Source organism: Chryseobacterium rhizoplanae (assembly GCF_900182655.1).
Lineage (GTDB): Bacteria > Bacteroidota > Bacteroidia > Flavobacteriales > Weeksellaceae > Chryseobacterium > Chryseobacterium rhizoplanae.
Window position 1 is genome coordinate 20,198 of record NZ_FXTC01000011.1, and the last position, 22,520, is coordinate 42,717.

Here is a 22,520-nt window from a genome sequence, read left to right on the forward strand (position 1 = left end):
TATAACAAATGTACGATAGAAAATCTAAATGGTCAGTTCACCCTGATATTTAAACTTAATCAGTCACTTTTAAAAAATCCATAAATAAATCTAAGGCCTGCTTGCGGTGGCTGATTTTGTTTTTATCTTCCGGATTCATCTCTGCAAAGGTTCTGTCATGCCCTGCAGGAACAAAAATAGGATCATATCCGAATCCTTTAAAGCCTTTATTTTCTGTCAGTAAATTTCCGTGCACTCTGCCTTCAAAATATTGAGCTCCTTTTTCATCATAGTAGCAGAGAACGGTAACGAAATACGCTTTTCTGTTTTCTATTCTCTGCATCTCTTCCAACACCTTTTCGATATTTTTTGCGAAATCATGGTCTCCGGCATAACGCGCAGAGAAGATACCAGGTCTTCCATCCAAAGATTCTACTACCAGGCCGCTGTCATCTCCCAAACTTGGGATGCCTGTTTTTTCAAAGCAGTATTTTGCCTTAATCAGGGCATTAGCATGAAAAGAGTCTCCATCTTCCACAATTTCTTCGTGAATATTGTAATCGGTAAGACTTTTCACAACGCAATCACTTCCCAGGATCTGTTGGATTTCTTCTTTTTTATGTTCGTTGTGTGTAGCTACTAATAATTCCATTTCTATATTCATTTTCAATTTTACTTTTTTAGCCTGGATACTTACATTTCAGCATAATGCACTTTATACTTCTTCATAAAAAGATAATAGAATAAAGAGAAAAGTACAATTCCTACGGCCAGTACAAGCCATTCTGAAACATGAAGAACTTTTGCAAAACTTTCATCTTTACCATACAAGACCAACAGCGACAGGGTTAAATTATTGAACGCGTGTAACAGTATAGGCATCAGTAAAGATTTTGTTTTTTGATAGACCAATCCCAGCACACAGCCCAGCATCACTGCGCTGATAAACTGCCATGGATTTCCGTGAACCACTCCAAAAATAATGGAAGCATACAAAATTGCTTTCCATGGTTCTACTCCTTTATTGATCAAACCTTTCTGGATAATTCCTCGAAATATAATTTCCTCGAAAATCGGGGCCATAATTACTGTCATAATGATCATTACCACAGGATTATCGGTCAACTGGCTCATCAACCGGGTAAAATACTCGTAAAAATCACCAAAAAAAGGTCCTGTAATAGGAATCTGGGCGGCAATAAACTCTGAAATAAACATCATCCCCGCCATCATTGGAAAAATAAGGAGATAAGTAGAGAAGTTAACGGATGATAGATTGAAGTTAAGCTTCTTTTGGGTGGTACGCCTTACAATGAAAAAATCAAAAAAGGCAATAGCCGTAAGGAATCCTACAGAATTTGCTACCATCAGAAACCAGTCTTTCAATTCAATATTTTCCCTGAAAACAACTTTCCAAAGGGTGCTGAATAAAGAAACAGCCATTGTTCCCACGAATAATCCAACCACCAAAACTACACCGCCAAACCATGTGAACGTAAACTTCGGATATTTGCTATTTTCCATCCTTTCTCTGTAAAAAGTTTATTAGAAACAAAGATAATTTTTTTGACTGCTACAGGCAACTAAAAAAGGATTTTCTTATTTTGGCTCTTTTATCCATGAACACCACAAAATGAATACAGAATCTCCGTTTCAGAGGATTGAGACTGCAATAAACAAATTTGCAACTCATATGATAAAATTACTTACTGCCCCACACTCTCAATCTCTTCTCTCCAGCCTAACCAACATTGTCGTAATATAATTTGAAAACCTCGTAAAAAATCACGATTTTTGCAACTTCAAAATACGATATGTCAGACTTAATCAAAGAAATACAAAAAAGAAAGACCTTCGGGATCATTTCCCACCCGGATGCCGGAAAAACAACTCTTACGGAAAAGCTACTTCTTTTCGGGGGTGCTATCCAGGAAGCGGGTGCGGTAAAATCCAATAAAATAAAAAAAGGAGCTACCTCCGACTTTATGGAAATCGAAAGACAGAGAGGGATCTCTGTAGCGACTTCTGTATTGGCATTTGAATATAGAGACCATAAAATCAACATCCTCGATACTCCGGGTCACAAAGACTTTGCGGAAGATACTTACAGAACATTAACTGCTGTAGATTCTGTAATTGTCGTAATTGACGTTGCAAAAGGGGTTGAGGAACAAACAGAGAAACTGGTTAAGGTTTGCAGAATGAGAAACATTCCTATGTTGGTTTTCATCAATAAGCTTGACCGTGAGGGTAAAGATGCCTTCGATCTGTTGGATGAAGTAGAACAAAAATTGGGATTAACTGTTTGCCCACTATCTTTACCAATTGGTATGGGAAGTGACTTTCAGGGAATTTATAATATCTGGGAAAACAATATTCAGTTATTCTTAGAGGAGAAAAAGCAGAAAGTTGGAGATTCTATCAAGTTTGATGACATCAATGATACTTCTATTGATGAAGTAATTGGTGAAAAAGCAGCAAAAACTTTAAGAGAAGAACTTGACCTTATTCAATCTGTTTACCCTGAATTTAACCGTGAGGATTATATGAAAGGTGATCTTCAGCCTGTATTCTTCGGTTCAGCTTTAAATAACTTTGGTGTTCGTGAATTATTGGATGCTTTCATTGATATTGCTCCCATGCCACAGCCAAAAGAAAGTGATACCCGTTTGGTAAAACCTGAAGAAAGTGCATTCACAGGATTTGTTTTCAAAATCCATGCGAATATGGATCCTAAACACAGAGACAGACTTGCTTTCGTAAAGATTGTTTCAGGAACGTTCAAAAGAAACGAAAATTACTTATTGGTAAGAGAAGGTAAAAAGATGAAATTCTCCTCTCCTAACGCATTCTTTGCAGATAAAAAAGAAGTGGTGGAAGAAAGCTTCCCGGGTGATATTGTAGGTTTGCATGATACCGGAAGTTTCAGAATCGGAGACACATTGACTGGTGGAGAAAAATTGAGCTTCAAAGGTATTCCTAGCTTCTCTCCTGAGCATTTCCGTTATATCAACAACAATGATCCGTTAAAAGCCAAGCAATTGGCAAAAGGTATTGATCAGTTGATGGATGAAGGAGTTGCACAGCTGTTTACCTTGGAAATGAATGGAAGAAAGATCATCGGAACGGTAGGTGCCCTTCAGTATGAAGTTATCCAATATCGTCTGGAACATGAATATGGTGCAAAATGTACTTATGAGCCACTATCCATGCACAAAGCATGCTGGGTAGAAGCGGACGAGAAATCTGAAGAGTTCAAAGAATTTGCAAGATTAAAGCAGAGATTCCTGGCAAGGGATAAATACAATCAACTGGTATTTCTTGCAGACTCATCTTTCACGATTCATATGACACAGGAGAAATTCCCGAATGTGAAATTACACTTCATTAGTGAATTCCAGGAACATTAATTAAAAGATAAATTGCTTATCATACAGATCCGTAGAAAATTTCTACGGATTTTTTTATGATATATCTTAAAACCACCCCGTCAAAAATTCTTTGAATTTTCGCCCCCCCTCAAGAGGAGGAGAATTTTTAGATTTCCAATTTGTTATTCGAAAAAAAACAATAGCTTTTAAAGAAATTTAGTGCTTCCAATAAAGAAAAACACTTTGTAAATCTTTTGTAAAATAAATACAAAACACTGAAAATATAACGGTTAGCATTTTACCAGCACAATACATTCCATTTACAATCTTTACAAGAACTTCCCTCCTAATTTTACTTCATCAAAAAAATTAATGTTATGAAAAAGTTCATATTACTCGTTGCTTTATCAGGCACTTTCATTATGTGTAAAAAAGCAGGAGCTACACAGGATGAAATTAATGAAGTAATCCATAAAGCTGACAGCGCAGCTACTGTTGCTACAGAAACCATTGACAATGCCAGTAAAGCAGCAAACCAGGTAATGGATTCTGCCAGTATTAAAATAAAAGATTTTGAAAATACTAAAAGTGATATTCAGCAAAAAATAGAGAACACTTCCAAAATGGTAGATTCTTTATCTGAAAAAATCGCTACTACAAAACTGGAATCCAAAATAGAGAAAAAAGATTCCGTTGAAAAAAAATCTGAAAAAATTGCTGTAAAGTCTCCGGCTCCAAAGGTTATTAAAGAAACCAAAATCATTTATAAAAACCAACCTAAAAACGACAGCTATGAACTGAATATCCCAAAAGATAAAATGGTAAAATCAGGATATCTTGTGATAAAAGCAGACAATTCGGAAACGGTGAAAGAAATAATCAGAGAAGAAGCCCATAAAAACAACGGTTATATCAAAAGTGAAAATCTTTCTTATGTGGAATCTGCCAGCCCTTATGGAGAGAATCAAAAAGTATACAGCCTTGATATCAAAGTTCCTATACAGCATTTTGATGGTTTAATGGATGCTATCAACGACAATGTTAGAGATATTGACACTAAAGATATTCAGGTTTCAGGGCGTAATTACGCAGATAATACCATCTGTACAATCAATGTAAGTATCAGCGACAAGGCTCAAACAGAAAAAGAACCTAAAACTTTCGGTGGAAAATCATTGGCAGCTATTGAATCAGGCTGGGAGGTGATCACTTCTATTTTCCTTTTTATTCTTCCGTTGTGGCCTTTATTTCTTATTGCCGGTATTGGGTATTACTTTTATCAAAAGAGAAACAAGAACGTTCCTAATAACGATCTTCATTAGATTTAAAATCCATCCTCATGGTGGATTTTTTAATGTTTTTTTAATGAGGTTTAGAAGGTAAGATTAATTCTTATGCTTAATTTTATAACATTAATAAAAACAGCTTGTTTATTAGGAAAATTCCTCTTAACTTTAAGTGTAGATAAAAATAATGAATCTTTGTTATTACAACAGGATTCACCACAAAACTGGAAATTTTTATTTCATATATTAATATTTTGTGATTTGGTGTAAAATAAGGCCCTCATATTGAGAGCCTTATTTGTTTTTATTTCATATTCACTACTTTGTCTACGACAAACTTTGTATTTCCTCTCCACGGAAGAGCACCGTTGTATTCTTTGTAATGCAGATCAAAGCTTTTTCCGCTGTTGGTTTCCAATTGCTTGAAAATTTCAGGGTCATCTACAGAAAACTCAAACTCGTAGCTTGTAATGGTTCCTGTTTTTCCTCTCCCGAAGCCTTCCTGAATCAGTTTACCTTCATAGGTTTTGAAGATATAACCTTTTTTCATGGCATAGTTCAGGTATCCGGATTTCACGCCTTCTCCAAAAACAAAATAGTACTTATACCAGACAAATACGCCTAGTAACAACAATACAACACCGAGGGTGATCCACAAAGATTTTTTCATAAGTAGTGTGTTTTATAAAATGTTATTTTGCAATGCTTCTTGAGATCACGATTTTCTGAATTTCAGAAGTTCCTTCGTAGATCTGAGTGATTTTCGCATCTCTCATTAATCTTTCTACGTGGTATTCTTTCACGTATCCGTATCCACCGTGGATTTGTACTGCTTCAATAGTAGTATCCATTGCTACCTGAGAAGAGTATAATTTTGCCATAGCTCCACTTTCAGAGATATCTTTTCCTGCATCTTTTTCACATGCTGCTTTGAAACATAGCATTCTTGCTGCCGTGATCTGCGTCGCCATATCAGCTAATTTGAATGCAATTGCCTGGTGGTTGATGATCTCAGTTTTGAAAGCTTTTCTTGTTTTAGCATATTTCAGTGCCAGTTCGTAAGCACCTGAAGCAATACCTAAAGCCTGAGAAGCAATACCGATTCTTCCTCCGTTCAATACTGCCATTGCAAAGTTGAACCCGAAACCGTCAGCACCAATTCTGTTTTCTTTTGGAACTTTTACATTATTAAAGATCAAAGAATGTGTATCACTTCCTCTGATTCCTAATTTGTCTTCTTTTAGCCCGATTTCAAATCCTTCCCATCCTCTTTCTACGATGAAAGCATTGATCCCTTTGTGTTTTTTCTCAGGATCTGTCTGAGCAATTACAATATAATATGTAGCTGTTCCACCATTGGTAATCCAGTTTTTGATTCCATTTAAAAGATAGTAATCTCCTTTGTCTTCAGCAGTTGTTTTTTGAGAAGTTGCATCAGAACCGGCTTCAGGCTCAGATAATGCAAAAGCTCCGATTACCTGTCCGCTCGCCAGTGGAGTAAGATATTTTATTTTCTGTTCTTCAGAAGCAAATTTTTCAAGACCGGCACAAACCAATGAGTTATTTACAGACATTACAACAGCTGCAGAAGCATCCACTTTTGCAATCTCCTCCATTGCCAGCACGTAAGAAACGCTGTCCATACCCGCTCCTCCGTATTGTGGATCTACCATCATTCCTAAAAGGCCCATTTCTCCCATTTTTTTCACCTGTTCTGTAGGGAATTTCTGGTCACGGTCTCTTTCAATCACTCCAGGTAATAGTTCGTTTTGTGCAAAATCTCTTGCTGCCTGCTGAATCATCAGCTGTTCTTCCGATAAATTAAAGTCCATAAAAAAAATAATTAGATAGCCGTAAATTTACACTTTTTAAGCAAATCTGAAAAAATAAATTAAAAGCAGGAAAAACGCATAAAAAAAGGGAGTTGAAATAGATTTCAAGGTTCAAAGTATATGTGAATGACATCCTGATTTGCCAATTGGGAATACCATACCATTCAGGAAGAAAAATAAAAATAGCAGACTAGGATATTCCGAGTTCGTAATGAGCCACTACAACCAGCCTTTAAAGGCTTCCTGTCCCCTTTTTAATTCAATATATTATGGCAAGCATTTAACTAATTCCTAATTATTACATTGATACGTTTTCAATTAAAAAAAATGCTTATATTTAAATTTCTTTATAAATTATTAAAAAAAATCATGACGATCAAGAGATTATTCGATATTCCGCACTACGCCTTAGAAAAATATCCTAAAACGGATATGTTTGTAACGAAGTATCAGGGTGAGTGGAAAAAAACTTCTACACAGGAGTTTATTAATGAGGGAAATAAGATATCCAGAGGGTTACTGAAGCTGGGCATAAAACCGGGTGATAAAATCGCTTTGATTACTACCAATTCCCGTACTGAATGGGCTATTATGGATTTTGGGCTTTCCCAGATCGGAGTCGTTTCTGTACCCGTTTACCCAAGTATTTCATCTGAAGATTATGAATTTATCTTCAACAATGCTGAAATTCAATACTGCTTTGTTTCTGATAAGGAGCTATTGACCAAGGTAATGAAAGTGAAACATAACATCCCAAGTCTACAGGGAATATTTACTTTTGACAACATCAGCGGTGCTGCCAACTGGAGAGAAATCCTTGATCTGGGTAAAGATGAATCTACGCAAATTGAAGTAGACGACCTTTCCAATGCCATCAATACAGAGGATCTGGCGACTATTATTTATACTTCCGGAACTACCGGAAGACCTAAAGGAGTAATGCTTACGCATAATAACATTGTTTCAAACGTATTGGGTGCTATTTCAAGGATTCCAAAGAGAAGAGGTTTCGATTATAAGGAAGCCAGAGCATTAAGCTTCCTTCCTATCTGTCATATCTTTGAAAGAATGCTGTTTTATCTTTATCAATACAACGGTTTTTCTCTTTATTTCGCTGAAAGTATCGAGAAAATGGGCGAAAACGTAAAAGAGGTGAAACCTCATTATATGACCGTAGTTCCAAGACTGGTAGAAAAGGTATATGATAAAATTTACAACACAGGATCTTCTGCCGGAGGATTGAAATCAAAAATATTCTTCTGGGCATTGAACCTGATCAGTAAAAAGAAAGTAATCTCAAAACCATCCGGGCTTCAGGAGATTATTGCTGATAAACTTGTATTTTCTAAATGGAGAGAAGGTTTAGGTGGCGAAATCGTGACTTTGGTTTCAGGATCAGCGGCATTGTCTACAAGACTTAACTTAATGTTTCAAAATGCAGGAATTCCAATTCTGGAAGGGTATGGTTTAACAGAAACCTCCCCGGTAATTTCCGTCAACAGTTTTGAGAAAATGAAAGTGGGAACGGTAGGTGTTCCATTGGATAATTTAAAGGTAAAGATCCAGGAAGATGGTGAAATTACAGTAAAAGGACCATCTGTTTTCAAAGGGTATTTTCAAAACGAAGAAATGACCAAAGAAGCTTTTACAGAAGATGGATTTTTCAAAACCGGAGATATCGGACATATTGATAGTGACGGATTTTTACAGATCACTGACCGTAAGAAAGAAATGTTCAAGACATCCGGTGGAAAATATATTGCTCCTCAAACGATTGAAAATTTAGCAAAAGCTTCTAAATTTATTGAACAGATCATGGTAGTAGGTGATGGTGAAAAAATGCCATGCGCTTTAGTACAGCCTGATTTTGAATTTGCCAAAAGCTGGGCGATGAGAAACAATCTGAATATAGGTTCTACTCCGGAAGAGATTGCAAAAAGTACTGAGCTGAAGCAAAGAATTGAAAAGGAAATCGAAGGAATCAATGAACATCTTGGAAACTGGGAGAAAATCAAAAAGATTGAACTAACTCCTGAAGTATGGAGTATTGAAAGCGGATTGCTTACTCCCACTTTAAAACTGAAAAGAAAGGCTGTAAAAGAGAAGTTTATTGCTTTATATAATAAGATGTATGATCACATGAATAAATAATATCAACCGCTTCATTTTGAGGCGGTTTTTTTATGTTTTGGCTAAAGCCGATAGGAAGATTTATTTTTTTAGTTAAACGGGCTAAAGCCCGTTTCTATTGATTCACACCATTGAATTTTTTAATCCAATTACAACACAACCTTTGTCATTCCGTAGGAATCCATCCATACTATAATCAAAAAGTAGAGTTGAGATTCCTGCGGAATGACAGAAACATCATGCTAAAGACTAAAGCCGTTCCTATTGAATATACACAAAAAAAGCTGCTTCATTTCTGAAACAGCTTTTGTATAATTTAAAATCAATAATTAGAACTTAATTACAGATTTCATTCTTTCGTTTTCTTCCATTACCAATTCGTCATCAACAAGGATTTTCCCTGAATGCTCATCAATAATAATTTTCTTTCTCTGAGCAATTTCCATTTGCTTTTGAGGCGGGATTGTAAAGAAAGACCCTTTTGGAGCTCCTCTTTCTAATCCTACTACTGCAAGACCATTGATAGAGTTTGTTCTGATTCTGTTGTAAGAAGCTAATAATCTCTCATCGATTTTACCTGCGAATTCTTTAGACTGCTCTAAAAGATATTCTTCTTCTTTCTGAGTTTCAGAGATAAGACCTTCTAATTCTTCCTTCTTGAATTTCAAGTGGCTTTTCAAATCTTCGATCTTCGTATTCAGTTCACTTAAAGTTTCGTTTTTGTGAGCAATTTTAACTCCGAATTCTTTAATTCTTTTTTCAGCAAGCTGAATTTCCAGATCCTGGAATTCCATTTCCTTTCCTAATGCTTCAAACTCTTTATTGTTTCTTACATTATCCTGCTGAGATTTGTATTTTTCAATTAGAGTTTTAGCATGGTTAATAACTTCATGCTTTGTTTTGATCTGATCTTCTTGTTCTTTGATATCAGCATGAAATTTTTCAGCTCTTTTTTCAAGACCTTCAATCTCAATTTCAAGATCTTCAACTTCAATTGGCAATTCTCCTCTAGTATTTCGGATTTCATCCAATCTTGAATCAATGATCTGTAAATCGTATAAAGCTCTTAATTTTTCTTCAACTGAAATATCGTTGGTTTTTGCCATATTTAAATGAAATAATTTACTGGGTTTGTTTTTTCAATAGATTTTGAAATTGCAAATGTACTAAATTTTTGTGACAAAATTTCAAATAATTGTTGAGTAACAAATTGTTCTGATTCATAATGGCCAATATCGCAAATCAGCATTTTAGACTCAGCTAAAAAATAGTCGTGATATTTAAGATCTCCGGTTAGGTAAGCATCACATTTTCTGGAAGCTGCAGATCTTATTCCACTTGCTCCGGAACCGCCCAGAACCCCTACTCTTTTGATTTTTTTATTGTTGAAAGAAGAATGCTTTATGACTTCAAGACCAAACTTTTCTTTTACAAACCCCAGAAAATCTTTTTCATCCATTTCCTCTTCCAGGTCTCCATACATTCCCAATCCGGCATGTTGGTTTTTATTATCAAGGCTGTATATCTGATGAGCCACTTCTTCGTAAGGATGTACTGCTTTCATTGCGCTCACAATCTGTCCTTGTTTAAAGCCTTCAAAAATCACGGAAATCATATCTTCATCTGCATTTTCACGAATACCCTGCTGTCCTGAGAACGGATTTGAACCTTCTACCGGTCTGAATGTTCCGTTACCATTCACCGTAAAACTGCATTCGTCATAGAAACCGATATTTCCGGCTCCGGCTGAAAACATAGCTTCTTTTACTTTTTCTGAATATTCTTTCGGAACAAAAACCGTAAGCTGTTTTAGATTGTTTTCTTTTGGCTGAAGAATTTTCATATTCTTTAATCCCAACTGTCTGCAAATTCCATAGTTGACCCCAAAGAAATCATTATCAAATGCGGTATGAACGGCATAAATCGCCACTTTATTTTCAATAGCCTTTAAAACAGCTCTTTCCACATAGTTTTTTCCTGTTAAAGATTTAAGTCCGGAAAATATAATCGGATGAAAGCATACAATAAGATTGCAGTTTCTTTGAACAGCTTCATCTACCACATTTTCCAATGCATCATGACAAACCAGAATCCCGGATACATCACGATCATAAACACCACACAACAATCCTACATTATCAAAATCTTCTGCCTGTCTGATACTTATCTCCTCTTCAATCTTTGCAATTACAGTTTTTAGCTTCATTAATTTATATTTTACAGTTACAGCGAAGATATTAATTTTACTAAAATTCCAAAGAATATTTCTGCGGCAATAAAAAACCGGCTTTCATCGGCCGGTTTGAATTTGATATTAAAAAAAAATAAATAGACTGTTAATCTTTGAAAAGCGATACTCTTGTAAAGGACTCCATTACCACACCACAGTTTATATCGGCTTCCATAAAAAGCTGATAGCCTCTTCCCGGATCAAGACTCGCAGGATCTGCAATGGTATAGAAATAGAATGTAAGAATGTTACCTGCTCCACTTGAACCACTTGGGACTAATTGGATAGAGTTAATTTCAAAACCGGAATCAGGATTTTTAAAAGTAGCTTTTATTGATCCTGATGAATTGGACCCTGGGGTAATTGTAGCAATGGCTCTCCAGACATGTACTTGTCCGTAAATTTCATTTTCTCTCCATTTACCACTGGCTGCAATATAAATATTGGAAGTCACTCCCGGAAATGGAACTGTGGTTTCCGGCCAGCTTGTAGTAGGACTTGCAGCAAAGACCAGCGGTGTGGCATAAAGAACCTGTTGTCTTGGCCCATACCCGCTTCCTGCTGCACTTAAACTGAATGAAGGTTTTACATTTGCGTTTCCAGAATTTATTTTAACGACACCGTCGTTACCAGCCTGAGAAGATGTGGGAACAAAAAGCTGTCTCCAGAGGGTACCATCCCAATACTGGAAGTTATTCGTTGTCGTATTAAAAATAAGTGTTCCTGCAGTAAGGTTAGCATTCACAACACCTGCAGGTGGTACTGTGGAAACGTTATTATCTGCCAGGTATGTATCCCGGTCAGTATCTGAAAGACGAGGAATGAGAATCCCTTTCTGATTGGAGACTATATCCAGTACTGCAGCACCATTGGGTGTTGTAGTATTAATCCCAACCTGAGCATCTACAAAACTGCTTATAAAAAACAGAATAAACAAGGTTAAAATTTTTCTCATGATATAAAGCTTTTGTTGAATAAAATTACAAACTTGAATCAATATTATGTTAAAAAATAAATTTTTATATGTCATTTTTTATCCGTATTTTACTTATTATAATACATTGAAAATCATTAAATTAAGTTATAATAATTCACTTTTTAATGATGAAAAATACTTTAACATTTGCAGGATTCTTTTAACAGTCATATCTTTACCCTATACTCTATAGAATTTATTAACTTCGCTGTGAAATAACCAATATAAATGGAAAGAGAACATAATCTTGTTCCTGAGGACAAACTTTGGAAAAGATTCCTTTACCGGATCATTTATCGCTCCGATACGAAGCTCGGAAAACTGTTCGATATCATCTTATTATCTTTAATTCTTGCCAGTACTGCCATCATTATGATGGAAAGTGTCCCTAAGCTTGATAAAAGATTTCATTATACCTTCCTGATTCTGGAGTGGGTGATTTCCATTTTCTTCACTATTGAGTATTCTATGCGTATTGCTGTGGTGAAGAATAAACGGAATTATATATTCAGTTTTTTTGGAATTATAGATTTCCTGGCTCTTGTCCCTTTTTACCTCAGCTTTTTCTTTCCTATCACTAAATATTTCCTGATTTTCAGAATGCTGAGAATGTTGAGAATCTTCAGGATTTTCAATTTGCTGGATTTTATGAATGACGGCTATCTTATTGTGCGGGCTCTGAAAAACAGCTCGAGAAAGATTTATATTTTCCTTTTATTCCTGATTATATTCTCTGTGATTGTAGGATCACTGATGTTTATGGTGGAAGGCGGTCGACAGGGCTTTGAAACCATACCGCAGTCTATCTATTGGGCGGTGGTTACGGTAACTACCGTAGGATATGGTGATGTATCTCCTATTACGCCTTTAGGAAAGTTTTTCGCGGTTGTTCTGATGCTGGCCGGTTATTCCATTATTGCTGTTCCTACAGGTATTGTAACAGCTGAAATGAGAAATAAAAGACAAAACCTGGAAATGGTATGTGAACGCTGTGGCAACGAAGATATTGATGATGATGCCAGATATTGCAAGCAATGTGGCAAGAAATTAGCTTAATATTTGGTATAAGTAAAATTTATTCACCAAATACCACAAAATCATGGAACCAAAAAAGAAAAACAAACCGAATAGCTTAGTGATCATTCTATTTGCACTGGTGGTGCTGATGATCATCATTTATTTTATATTAGTAATGTTCTTCCCAACTGTTTTTGACCTCATGAACAAGGGTGAGATCCAGCCGGTGCCTAATAAATAATGAGTAATGAGTAATGAGTAATGAGCAATTGGTAATGGATAATTCCTGACAATTTATTACATAAGAGTCATATGACAAAATAAAAAGATGAGTGAATTATTTCGCTCATCTTTTTTGATCTATTGATTTTAAAAGTAAATATCTTCTTCATAAAAAGGACGGATCATTAATGATCCGTCTCTTTCTATTTAAATGATACATTATTTTTTAATGGCTTTGATGGTCTGCTTAGATCCGTCTTTCATTTCTAACGTTACCAAGTAAACACCCTGCATCAAGTCTCTTAAGTGTATCGTAGATTCAGGGTTTGCAATAGTTTTCACTAATCTTCCTGTAACATCTGTTACGGATACATTTTTCACGTTTTTCACATCAGAAATGTTCAACACATCCGTAAATGGATTAGGATATACTTTGATACTGTTTTTAGCTGCAGAAACTTCAGATGTTGCCAAATTTGCATTATTAATGCTTATATCATCTACATACAGGTTATATTGGTCTGCATCTGAATAGGCATTAAATCCAAAGTAATACACTCCAGTTGCAGCAACTGTAAATGTTATAGATTCTGTATGGGCCATTTCATCGTTGATTGACGGATAATCTGCCACTGAATTAGTCATTGCAGATGCAGCCGGTGAAGTTCCGTAAGCTACTTTTAGCTTTTCAGCATAAGTAGATGAGTTATTCCCATACTTATAGCTAATGGTATATTGTGTTCCTGCTGTCAGGTTCAATCCCTGGGTAAAGAACCATGCATTGGCAGAATTGGAAGAATTATAATGATATCTTAATACATTGGTAGTAAATCCTTGGCTGTCAGAAGGCGGATCTACTGTTTCCCAATTATTCCCAGATCCAGCATTAACATTCATTGTACAGCCTGGAAGCGCAGGAACAGTAACATTTTCAAAATCTATTGTATAAGGAAGGTTCGCACTTGAGCACAATGTTGTAAATGTAGCAGGATCACTCCATATACTTTTGCTGGCTGCACTACATGCAGATCTCACCCATACATAATAAACAGTGGAAGCAGCTAAACCTGGAATATTATAAGTAGTTGTCGTAACTCCTGTAAAATTAGGTGTAGTTGTAGCTGTAGGTGCTGTATTGGTCGTGCTGTAATAAATATCATAGCCGCTTGCCGGTACAGGGGTGGCAGCTGTCCATGAAACTGTAGCTCCTCCGGCAGTAATATTTGACATTACTAATGCATTAGGCTCACTACAAGCTGGTGCTACATCTATATTAATATCATCCACGTACAGCTTATTCATATTAGCATCAGAATATGCCTGGAATCCAAAATAATAAACCCCTGTGGCAGCTGGTGTGAAATTCACAAAAGTACTGGTTGCTGCACTGGTAACTACATTCGGGTGGTCTGCCAGCGTATTGGTCATTCCTGCACTTGTAGCTGAAGTTCCGTAAGCTACTTTTAATTTTTCAGCATATACAGTTCCTTCTGCATTCGCATATTTATATTTAATTCTATAGGTAACTCCCGCAGTAAGGTTTATTCCGTTAGTGAAAAACCAGGTGTCAGCATTATTGGCATAGTCATATGAATATTCAAGAACATTTCCCGTAAATCCCTGAGCGTCCAGATCACCTGTCTCCCACATATTTCCTGAACCGTCATTTACTACTGAAGTACAGCTTGGAAGATCAGGTGGAGTTATGCTTTCAAAATTCAATGCATATGGTACCCCTACAGAAACGCAGGATGTCATAAATGTTGCCATTTGAGACCATGCACTCTTATTGGAAGTACTGCAAACAGAACGTACCCACACGTGATAAACAGTAGCCGGAACAAGTGTAGATAAGCTAGCTGTTAAAGATGTACTGGTTCCGGAAGCTACAGTAGCAGCCGTAGGAAATGTACTGGAAGTTGAATAGTAATATTCATAACCGCTGCCTGGAGCAGAAGCTGGAGCTGTCCATCCAACCTGAGCTGAATTTGCAGTTACTGCAGATACCGTTAAAGCAGATGGTGCAAAACAGGTCGGAACTGCACCAATTACAACCGTATAATCATGAGCTTCTCCGTACCCATCTGTATTACACGGAATAGGATCACTGGAGAACCGGTCTCCTACTCTCATTCTGTAAGTACCAGGAGTTACAGTAGAAGGAATTGTGATAAGTCCTGAAGTAATATTGTTTGCTCCTACAAGAGTACTGCTTGCAGACGCTACAAGTTCCGGAGCTGCATCATCAAAAGTTCCGTCGTTATTAAAATCTATCCAAATACGTACATTCTGATCACTGTAATCATGTTTAACACTAAAATCATAACTCAAACCTGCACTAAGGTTGATCGTCATGGAAGTGTAATCTCCATATGCATCAGTAGAGCACCCCGTATTAGGATGATCAAATCCGGCACCCGGAATTGCAAAGGAATCTATCACATCTCCGCCACTACATCCACTTGCAAACGCAGGCGTACAGTAAGTCTGTGCGGAGGACAAAAAGCCGGCCATTAAGAAACCAACAAGTAAAAAATTTCTCATATAAAAAAACAGTTTAGTTACTCAAATCTAGTGAAAATCAACAATAAAAAAAATATTTTTTTAATTATATCACAATGAATTCAACTTTCCCTTTTATAAAAGACAATTCCACTGATAAAAAGAGAGGCCGCTCAAATTGAGCAGCCTCTTTTCTATTTTTAAGAAATTATTTATCTCTTAATTGCTTTAATTGTTTGTTTAGATCCGTCTTTCATATTCAGCATCACTAAATACATTCCTTGTTTCAGATCTCCCAGGTGAAGTGTAGAAGAAGGATTGTCAATAGTCTTTATCAATCTTCCGGTAGAATCCAGAATGGAAACTGATTTTACATTATGTGGTTTTGCAATATTCAGTACGTTTGTAAATGGATTTGGGTATACTTCTATAATTTCTTTTTTATCAGTAACTTCAAGAGTACCTAGGCTGGTTATCTTTTCTATAGTAATGGTAAAAACCCCTTCCACTGTATCAGTATCATAATCCCGATCTCCGATATTTATATAATATACGTTTCCAGCAACGGTTGGCAAATCCATTATAACCGGACTTGAACCAGTAAAATTTACTCTTTTTACACACGTTAAGTTTCCACAATTTCCTTTATAGGCACCAATACCAAAATTAAATGTACTATTCAAAGGTCTTGAAACCGTAATCTTATGCAGAAAACCATCACCAACGAAGGTAAACCATGTTCCGTCATTCATTGCAGAATTACAAGAATTTATAAATCCGTTATTATTGGTAGTATGCTCAGCATCAACCTGTGTATAAGTATATGGAAAATTTGAAACCGTCAAAGCACCAGTACAGTCATCATTAACAGGCGGCTGCAATGTTCCCACGCAAATATTGAATTTAACTGCAACACCAACACCTGTACTGTATGCCCTTATATAATAGGTTTCACCCGCAACCAACCCTGAAACATTATTAATATAACTAGAACGATTAACACTTCCACCACATTTCACACTTGTTAAAGCACCACAACTCCCTTTGAAAACCTCAAATCGTATATCTTGCTGCATACCACTCACTCCAACATCTATAATATTTTTAAAACTAATTCTGTGGCTGGTTCCTGTGGCAACAAATTTAAACCAGACATCATTCTGAACCCCGATTCCGGCACACGAAGCTGCTGGTAACATCGCTGAAACTGTGGCTCCCAAAGTACTTCCTTCAAGTCCCCCAACACAGGTCAAATCCGGATTAACAGTCAAAGAAACAGCATTTGTACATTCATCATTTACCGGAATCGGTGTCAAATCTTTTGTAATACATAAATCAAAATTGAAACCCGATTGGGGCATGCCTTCTACATCAAATACTCTGAGATAATAAGTTTCTCCCACCGTAAAACCAGTAACAAGCCCAACAGCTCCTCCTATTCCTACACATACAGGATTAGCACAACTGCCACCAAGCACATTAAAATTTAATCCTCCCAAAGAGTTTGGTTCTCCCACAGCAACTTTATTAATCAATTTAATGATATGCTTGGTATCAGTTGCTATAAATTTATACCATACATCATATCTGGAGAAATTGTCACAAGATATAGCAGACTTCGTTGATGATAAAGTTGTTCCGGAAGTAACATTGATACAATCCATCCCAGAATTCACAGGAACATTTATAGCATTGGTACAATTATCATTGGATGGCGGCGGTGGAACTGTCCCCACACATATATCAAATTTATGAGATGAATAGCCTGATCCGCTAAATACTTTTATGTAATAGGTATCTCCTACAGTAAGGTTATTAACAACAGAAACAGGACATGATGCACTTGTCATATAACCACAATCAGATCCGGAGCATAATATACTTGTCAAATTACCACAATCACCTTTTAAAACCTGAAAATAAACATTACCACCTCCTAATGGCACAGAGGTTACATCCTTCAGATTAACTGTATGCTTAGAAGAAGTAGCTGTAAACTTATACCATACGTCACCAGTACTCGTCCCACATGATGATGCAGGAGACGATACAGTTGACATCACAGTAGTCCCAGAGGTAAAACTCACACAATTCACATCTGGATTTACAGTAAGATTTATAGCATTGATACACTCATCATTGGAGGGTATACCCGGCACTGTTGTAAATTTCTGATTAGCACAACCGGAAGACTCTCCTGCCGATCCCACTGCTGTTACTTTAAGATAATAAACTGTACTTGCCAAAAGTGGAGATGACGGAGTAAAGTTTGTTGTCGTTACAGACTGTTGATTAACAATATCTGTTCCTCCCGCAGTAGTTCCCACAGAAACTTTGTAACCTGTAGCTCCCTGTACAGCAGCCCATGTAAAAGTAGGCAGAACCGGTACATTCGAAGCATTGTTTGAAGGATAACTGATTATTGGACAATCCGGTAACAGATTGGGCACTAACCCCATAAGACTGACCATGGGTTTATAAGGTAGAAAATGGCCAATTGGAGGATTTCCAGGGTCCGGATTAACAGTATTACTTTCAGTATAAAGAGCCTGCTCCATAGTATTGTATACAAAAAACGGATTATTTGAATTAGAATTAAATCCATTTTCATCTACCGCAACAACTAAGTTTCTTACATTATCATAGGGGAAAGGAGTAGCCAATGTCACCTCTACAACTCCGTTTACATTAGTAACCGTACCTGAATAAACCTGAGTCATTTCCCCAACAGGAATCCACCCAATTTGATAATCTAAAGAGTTTTTTGTAGTGTGTCCTAAATAAACCACCCAATTTGATAAATAAGAGGGATTTGCGGAAGGTGTTAAGTAAAACTTAAGCCCTGTAATATTTCCTGCTGCATCAGCATGGATTTCTTGTTTTGTATAAATCTGCTGGGAATAAGAGAAGGTAAAACCACTGTTGACCGGCGCATTACCCACGTCTGTACTTCCTGCACCTAATTTGATTTGAGCACTTAATACGATGCTCATCATCAGTAAGCATACCAATAAGATTTTCTTCATGTATAAGTTTTTGGTTATTAATACGTCTACGAATTTACAATAAATTTAAAACACCTTTTTAAAAAGTTTAAAAATAAAAAAACGACAGCTGTTTAGCTGTCGTTTCATGTTATATAATTAATACATTTTATCTTTTGATTGCTTTAATTGTTTGTTTAGATCCGTCCTTCATATTCAGTACCACTAAATACATTCCTTGTTTCAGATCTCCCAGGTGAAGTGTAGAAGAAGGATTGTCAATAGTCTTCACTACTCTTCCTGCAGCATCAACTACAGAAGCAGATTTCACTTTAGAAGCATCTGAAATATTCAGAACGTCTACAAATGGATTAGGGTAAGCTTTAATTTCATTGTTTTTCTTTTCCACTTCAGCCGTTGCAAGCCCTGAACATCCTTGCGTAACGGAAATACTATAATTACCAATTCTGGTTGAAGCATATCCTGTAAGCAATACATAATAAGTAGTCCCTGCAACTCCGGTAAATGTTAATGTCGGAGCATTATAAAGAGTATTTACACAACCAGTATCAGCATATCCTACACCTGAAGTGTTGCTGAAACAAGTAAGTGAACCACAAGACCCTGTGTATACCCTTAAATAAGCATCATATTGTGTACCACAAGCATCAATAGTAATAGGACCGTTTTCAGTAGCTTTTACGGTATACCAAACACCTTTATAAGATGCCGTACTTCCAGAGCTACCACACGTTGAAGCAGGAAGTGTTTCATCTCCGGCAAGAGCATTAACACCCTGAGCTGTTCCATTACAAGCCAGTGCAATAGCTGTATCACAAGTATCGTTAGTTACAGGCGAAGGAGTAGTTACAGCAATCTGGAAATTGGATGTTGTAGTTGCAGTACTTGATGAAGAGTATACTCTAACATAATATGTTTGTCCTACTACAAGGTTTTGTAATAATACACTTGAATTTCCATAAGCGCCATCAAAACAAATCATCGCCGTTAAAGCCCCACATGTTCCGGAATATATCTGTGTACTTGTTGCATTATCAGTATATAAAACATGTACAAGATGTGTAGCACCTGTTGCAGTAAATGAATACCAAACATCATCATTGATACCGGATGCACTACATGTAGGTGCCGTAACGCCTGAACTCTGAGTAGCACTCACTGTAGAACCATTCACAGCATTCAGGAAAGCATCTGTACTGCTTACAGAAAGAGATGCAGCATTTGCACAATCATCATTTGCAGGCGGTGGCGGAGGTGTACCAATACAAATATTGAAGCTATTGGCATATAGTGTACTACCGTTTGTATTGGAGTTATAAACTCTCACATAGTAAGTCTGACCTGGAGTAAGACCTGTAAGTGGTGTATTTACTGCAGTACCACATTTAATGCTTGTCAAAGCACCACAAGCCCCGCTGAAAACCTGAGTATATACACTTGTAGATGTAGAAGTTCCAACCGCAGTAACGTTTGAAAGCAATACTACATGATCTGTACCTGTAGCTGTAAATTTATACCAAACATCATCATCAGCTGTTCCTGTACATGGACTTACTGCCAATCCTGAATTAGTAGCACTTAAAGTTGTTCCAGATACCGGTGAAGCACATGTCAGTGTAGGGCTCACAGATAAAGAAACTGCAGCAGAACACTCATCATTAGCAGGAGCTGCAGGAAGTGTTCCCATACAGATATCAAAAGAGTCAGCATAGAAGCTTGCCCCTGAATTAGAATCGTAAGTATATACTCTTACATAATACGTCTGACCTGGAGTAAGACCTGTTAAGTTGGTAAAGTTTGTATTTGAACTGATACATGCAGTACTTACCAAAGCCCCGCAAGCACCACTGAATACCTGAGCATATAAAGATGTTGTAGAAACAGTTCCTACAGAAACTATATTTTTAAGCTGGAAAGTATGACCTGTTGATGTTGCAGTAAATTTATACCAAACATCATCGTCAGCTGTTCCTGAACAAGAACCTAGAGCAACTCCTGAACTTGTTCCTCCCAATGTTGTCCCTGCTGTTACACTGGCACAGCTCATATCAGGATTAATAGTAATAGCCACCGCATTTACACAGTCGTCATTAGCTGGCGGTGCCGGTGGTGTACTTACACAGATATTGAAACTTGCATTGGCAGTAACAGTAGATGAGTAAGTATATACTCTGATATAATAAGTCTGACCCGGAGTAAGACCGGTAACGATATTCGTATCAGGATCAGAACATAGCATACTTGTCATAGTACCACCACAGCTTCCTGACAATACCTGGAAATACATATCCGTAGTTCCTGTTGTAGTTCCTGTAGAAGTTACATTAGAAAGCGCTACAACATGACTTGCAGCTGTTGCAGTAAATTTATACCAAACATCATCATTTGGAGCTCCGCTGCAAGTACCTGCAGCCATAGATTCTGTAGCTCCCAATGTATTACCAGGAGTTGTAGCAGTACAAGTCAAAGAAGGATTTACTGTTAAATTTACAGCACCAGAACAATTATCATTTGCCGGAGGTACTATAGTAGTTGTGAAATTTCTTTCAGTACAGCCTGTTGATACAACACCGCCGTTATAAGCAGTAATAGTATAATAATACTGTGTTGTAGGGTTCAGCTGCTGTGCAGGAGTAAGGGTATAAGTAGTAACATTACCCATATTAAAATTACTCAGAACATTGGATGAACCTGCAGATGTCCCGATGCTTAGGTTATATCCCAGCGCTCCACTCACTGCAGGCCATGAGAAAGTAGTTAACACTGGTAAACCAACCTGAGCAGCTGTAGGCGCACTCACAGACGGACATCCCAAGGTAGCCATTGTAGTGAAAGATCTTTCTGTACATGCAGGAGAAACTCCCATAGAATTGGCAGCATATACTGTATAATAGTATTGAGTATCGAAACTCAAAGAATTTGTAAGAGTATAAGAAGTGACATTTCCTACATCCTGCATGTTCATCACATTGGTTGCTCCCGGTGTTGTTCCGATGCTGATCTTATATGATGACGCAGAACTTGCAACAGCCCAACTGATGGTTGGCAATACAGAAACACCTGTTGCCGCGGCCGCAGGTGCAGAAACAACAGGACAAGCGGGAATTCCCGGAGTAAGTCCTAGCAGACTTGCAACAGATTTTGTTGCTGTTCTTGTTCCTGTAGGTGGTGAAGCTGGATCCGGATTGGTTGCGTCACTTCTATAATACAAAGTTGAATTGGAAGCCCCTGTAAAAGTATAGAATCTATTTGACGTTGCTGTGTAGTCTGTAGTATTCTCATCCACAGCAACAACCAGGTTATCCGTATTGTTATAAGCAAAAGGTGTGGTAAAGTTTACAGTCACTTCACCTCCGGAAGCACTTACTGTCCCTGAAAACACCTGAGACAGGCCAGATACAGGAATCCAGTCTGTAGTACTGGAAAAAGATGTTTTAGTAGTATGACCTACATATACCACCCAATCTACTGATTTTGTAATATCAGCATTATTCGGTAAATAAAACTTCATCCCGGTAATATTACCCGCAGCGTTGGCGTTAATTTCACTTTTAGTAAAAATCTGCTGTGTGTAGTTGTATCCGTAGTTGACATCAATAGGAACATACCCGCCCTGGGTAGTCCCGCTTCCCAGCATTATCTGGGCATTGGTAATGGAAGCTATTAAAAATAGACTTAATAGTAATAATTTCTTCATAAATAGTAATAATAAAAGTTAGGGCGATAAATGTATAAATATTATTTCAAATATTAAAAATTATCATAAAATTTTAATAATAAATAGCCAATTACATTCACAAAATCAAATAAAATCAAACGTTTATTTAATTTAAATATTTATTTCGCAATTTGTTGAAAAATGATTAAAGCACTAACAATCAAATAATTAATATAGTATATCATTAAAATAGACTGTAGAAAATTTTTCTATTTATTATAAAAAACTATTTATAAATTTTCATCAAAACTT

15 protein-coding genes are annotated in these 22,520 nt (G+C 36.8%); 5 read left to right on the top strand and 10 right to left on the bottom strand.

The genetic code is table 11. The annotated features are described in order from the left end of the window. Nucleotides 1–55 precede the first annotated feature (55 nt). Nucleotides 56–631: an RdgB/HAM1 family non-canonical purine NTP pyrophosphatase gene (gene rdgB, locus FN817_RS19405; RefSeq protein WP_394345053.1), complete on the bottom strand. Its 576-nt coding sequence runs from the start codon at nucleotides 629–631 to the stop codon at nucleotides 56–58. Nucleotides 632–672: 41 nt separating this feature from the next. Beyond that, entirely contained in the window at nucleotides 673–1,503 is an 831-nt protein-coding gene (locus FN817_RS19410; protein ID WP_142719372.1) for a CPBP family intramembrane glutamic endopeptidase, read from the bottom strand. Nucleotides 1,504–1,793: 290 nt separating this feature from the next. Here FN817_RS19410 and FN817_RS19415 point away from each other — a divergent pair, with 290 nt between their 5' ends. Together FN817_RS19415 and FN817_RS19420 are read left to right on the top strand one after the other, a co-directional pair. Beyond that, nucleotides 1,794–3,389 (top strand): peptide chain release factor 3, encoded by a 1,596-nt coding sequence (locus FN817_RS19415; protein ID WP_142719373.1) that lies wholly within the window; start codon nucleotides 1,794–1,796, stop codon nucleotides 3,387–3,389. A gap of 338 nt (nucleotides 3,390–3,727) precedes the next feature. Continuing rightward, entirely contained in the window at nucleotides 3,728–4,672 is a 945-nt protein-coding gene (locus FN817_RS19420) for a DUF4349 domain-containing protein (protein ID WP_142719374.1), read from the top strand. Nucleotides 4,673–4,940: 268 nt separating this feature from the next. Here the strand turns inward: FN817_RS19420 and FN817_RS19425 are convergent, their stop codons facing one another. Next, entirely contained in the window at nucleotides 4,941–5,306 is a 366-nt protein-coding gene (locus FN817_RS19425; RefSeq protein WP_142719375.1) for a hypothetical protein, read from the bottom strand. A 22-nt stretch (nucleotides 5,307–5,328) separates the two neighbouring features. Then, nucleotides 5,329–6,468: an acyl-CoA dehydrogenase family protein gene (locus FN817_RS19430; protein ID WP_142719376.1), complete on the bottom strand. Its 1,140-nt coding sequence runs from the start codon at nucleotides 6,466–6,468 to the stop codon at nucleotides 5,329–5,331. 369 nt (nucleotides 6,469–6,837) lie between these two features. Here FN817_RS19430 and FN817_RS19435 point away from each other — a divergent pair, with 369 nt between their 5' ends. Continuing rightward, complete coding sequence (locus FN817_RS19435; protein ID WP_142719377.1) at nucleotides 6,838–8,619, top strand: AMP-dependent synthetase/ligase; 1,782 nt, start codon at nucleotides 6,838–6,840, stop codon at nucleotides 8,617–8,619. A gap of 308 nt (nucleotides 8,620–8,927) precedes the next feature. Here FN817_RS19435 and FN817_RS19440 read toward each other — a convergent pair whose 3' ends face one another. The 3 genes from FN817_RS19440 to FN817_RS19450 form a co-directional block, all read right to left on the bottom strand. Beyond that, nucleotides 8,928–9,704 (bottom strand): zinc ribbon domain-containing protein, encoded by a 777-nt coding sequence (locus FN817_RS19440; RefSeq protein ID WP_142719378.1) that lies wholly within the window; start codon nucleotides 9,702–9,704, stop codon nucleotides 8,928–8,930. A 2-nt stretch (nucleotides 9,705–9,706) separates the two neighbouring features. Continuing rightward, nucleotides 9,707–10,804: a Nif3-like dinuclear metal center hexameric protein gene (locus FN817_RS19445; protein WP_142719379.1), complete on the bottom strand. Its 1,098-nt coding sequence runs from the start codon at nucleotides 10,802–10,804 to the stop codon at nucleotides 9,707–9,709. A 130-nt stretch (nucleotides 10,805–10,934) separates the two neighbouring features. After that, complete coding sequence (locus FN817_RS19450; RefSeq protein ID WP_228451613.1) at nucleotides 10,935–11,783, bottom strand: hypothetical protein; 849 nt, start codon at nucleotides 11,781–11,783, stop codon at nucleotides 10,935–10,937. 249 nt (nucleotides 11,784–12,032) lie between these two features. Here FN817_RS19450 and FN817_RS19455 point away from each other — a divergent pair, with 249 nt between their 5' ends. Together FN817_RS19455 and FN817_RS23240 are read left to right on the top strand one after the other, a co-directional pair. Next, nucleotides 12,033–12,860, top strand: a complete 828-nt coding sequence (locus FN817_RS19455) for an ion transporter (protein ID WP_142719381.1) — start codon at nucleotides 12,033–12,035, stop codon at nucleotides 12,858–12,860. Between the two features lie 43 nt (nucleotides 12,861–12,903). Next, complete coding sequence (locus FN817_RS23240) at nucleotides 12,904–13,062, top strand: hypothetical protein (RefSeq protein WP_167498900.1); 159 nt, start codon at nucleotides 12,904–12,906, stop codon at nucleotides 13,060–13,062. Between the two features lie 200 nt (nucleotides 13,063–13,262). Here the strand turns inward: FN817_RS23240 and FN817_RS19460 are convergent, their stop codons facing one another. The 3 genes from FN817_RS19460 to FN817_RS19470 form a co-directional block, all read right to left on the bottom strand. Then, nucleotides 13,263–15,587, bottom strand: coding sequence for a GEVED domain-containing protein (locus FN817_RS19460; RefSeq protein ID WP_142719382.1), 2,325 nt, complete (start codon nucleotides 15,585–15,587; stop codon nucleotides 13,263–13,265). A gap of 170 nt (nucleotides 15,588–15,757) precedes the next feature. After that, on the bottom strand, nucleotides 15,758–18,571 hold the full coding sequence (locus FN817_RS19465; protein WP_142719383.1) for a T9SS type A sorting domain-containing protein: 2,814 nt from the start codon (nucleotides 18,569–18,571) through the stop codon (nucleotides 15,758–15,760). Between the two features lie 127 nt (nucleotides 18,572–18,698). Further along, nucleotides 18,699–22,247 carry a T9SS type A sorting domain-containing protein gene (locus tag FN817_RS19470; RefSeq protein ID WP_142719384.1) on the bottom strand — a complete coding sequence of 1,183 codons (3,549 nt, stop codon included), beginning with the start codon at nucleotides 22,245–22,247 and terminating at the stop codon, nucleotides 18,699–18,701. Between the last annotated feature and the right edge of the window lie 273 nt (nucleotides 22,248–22,520).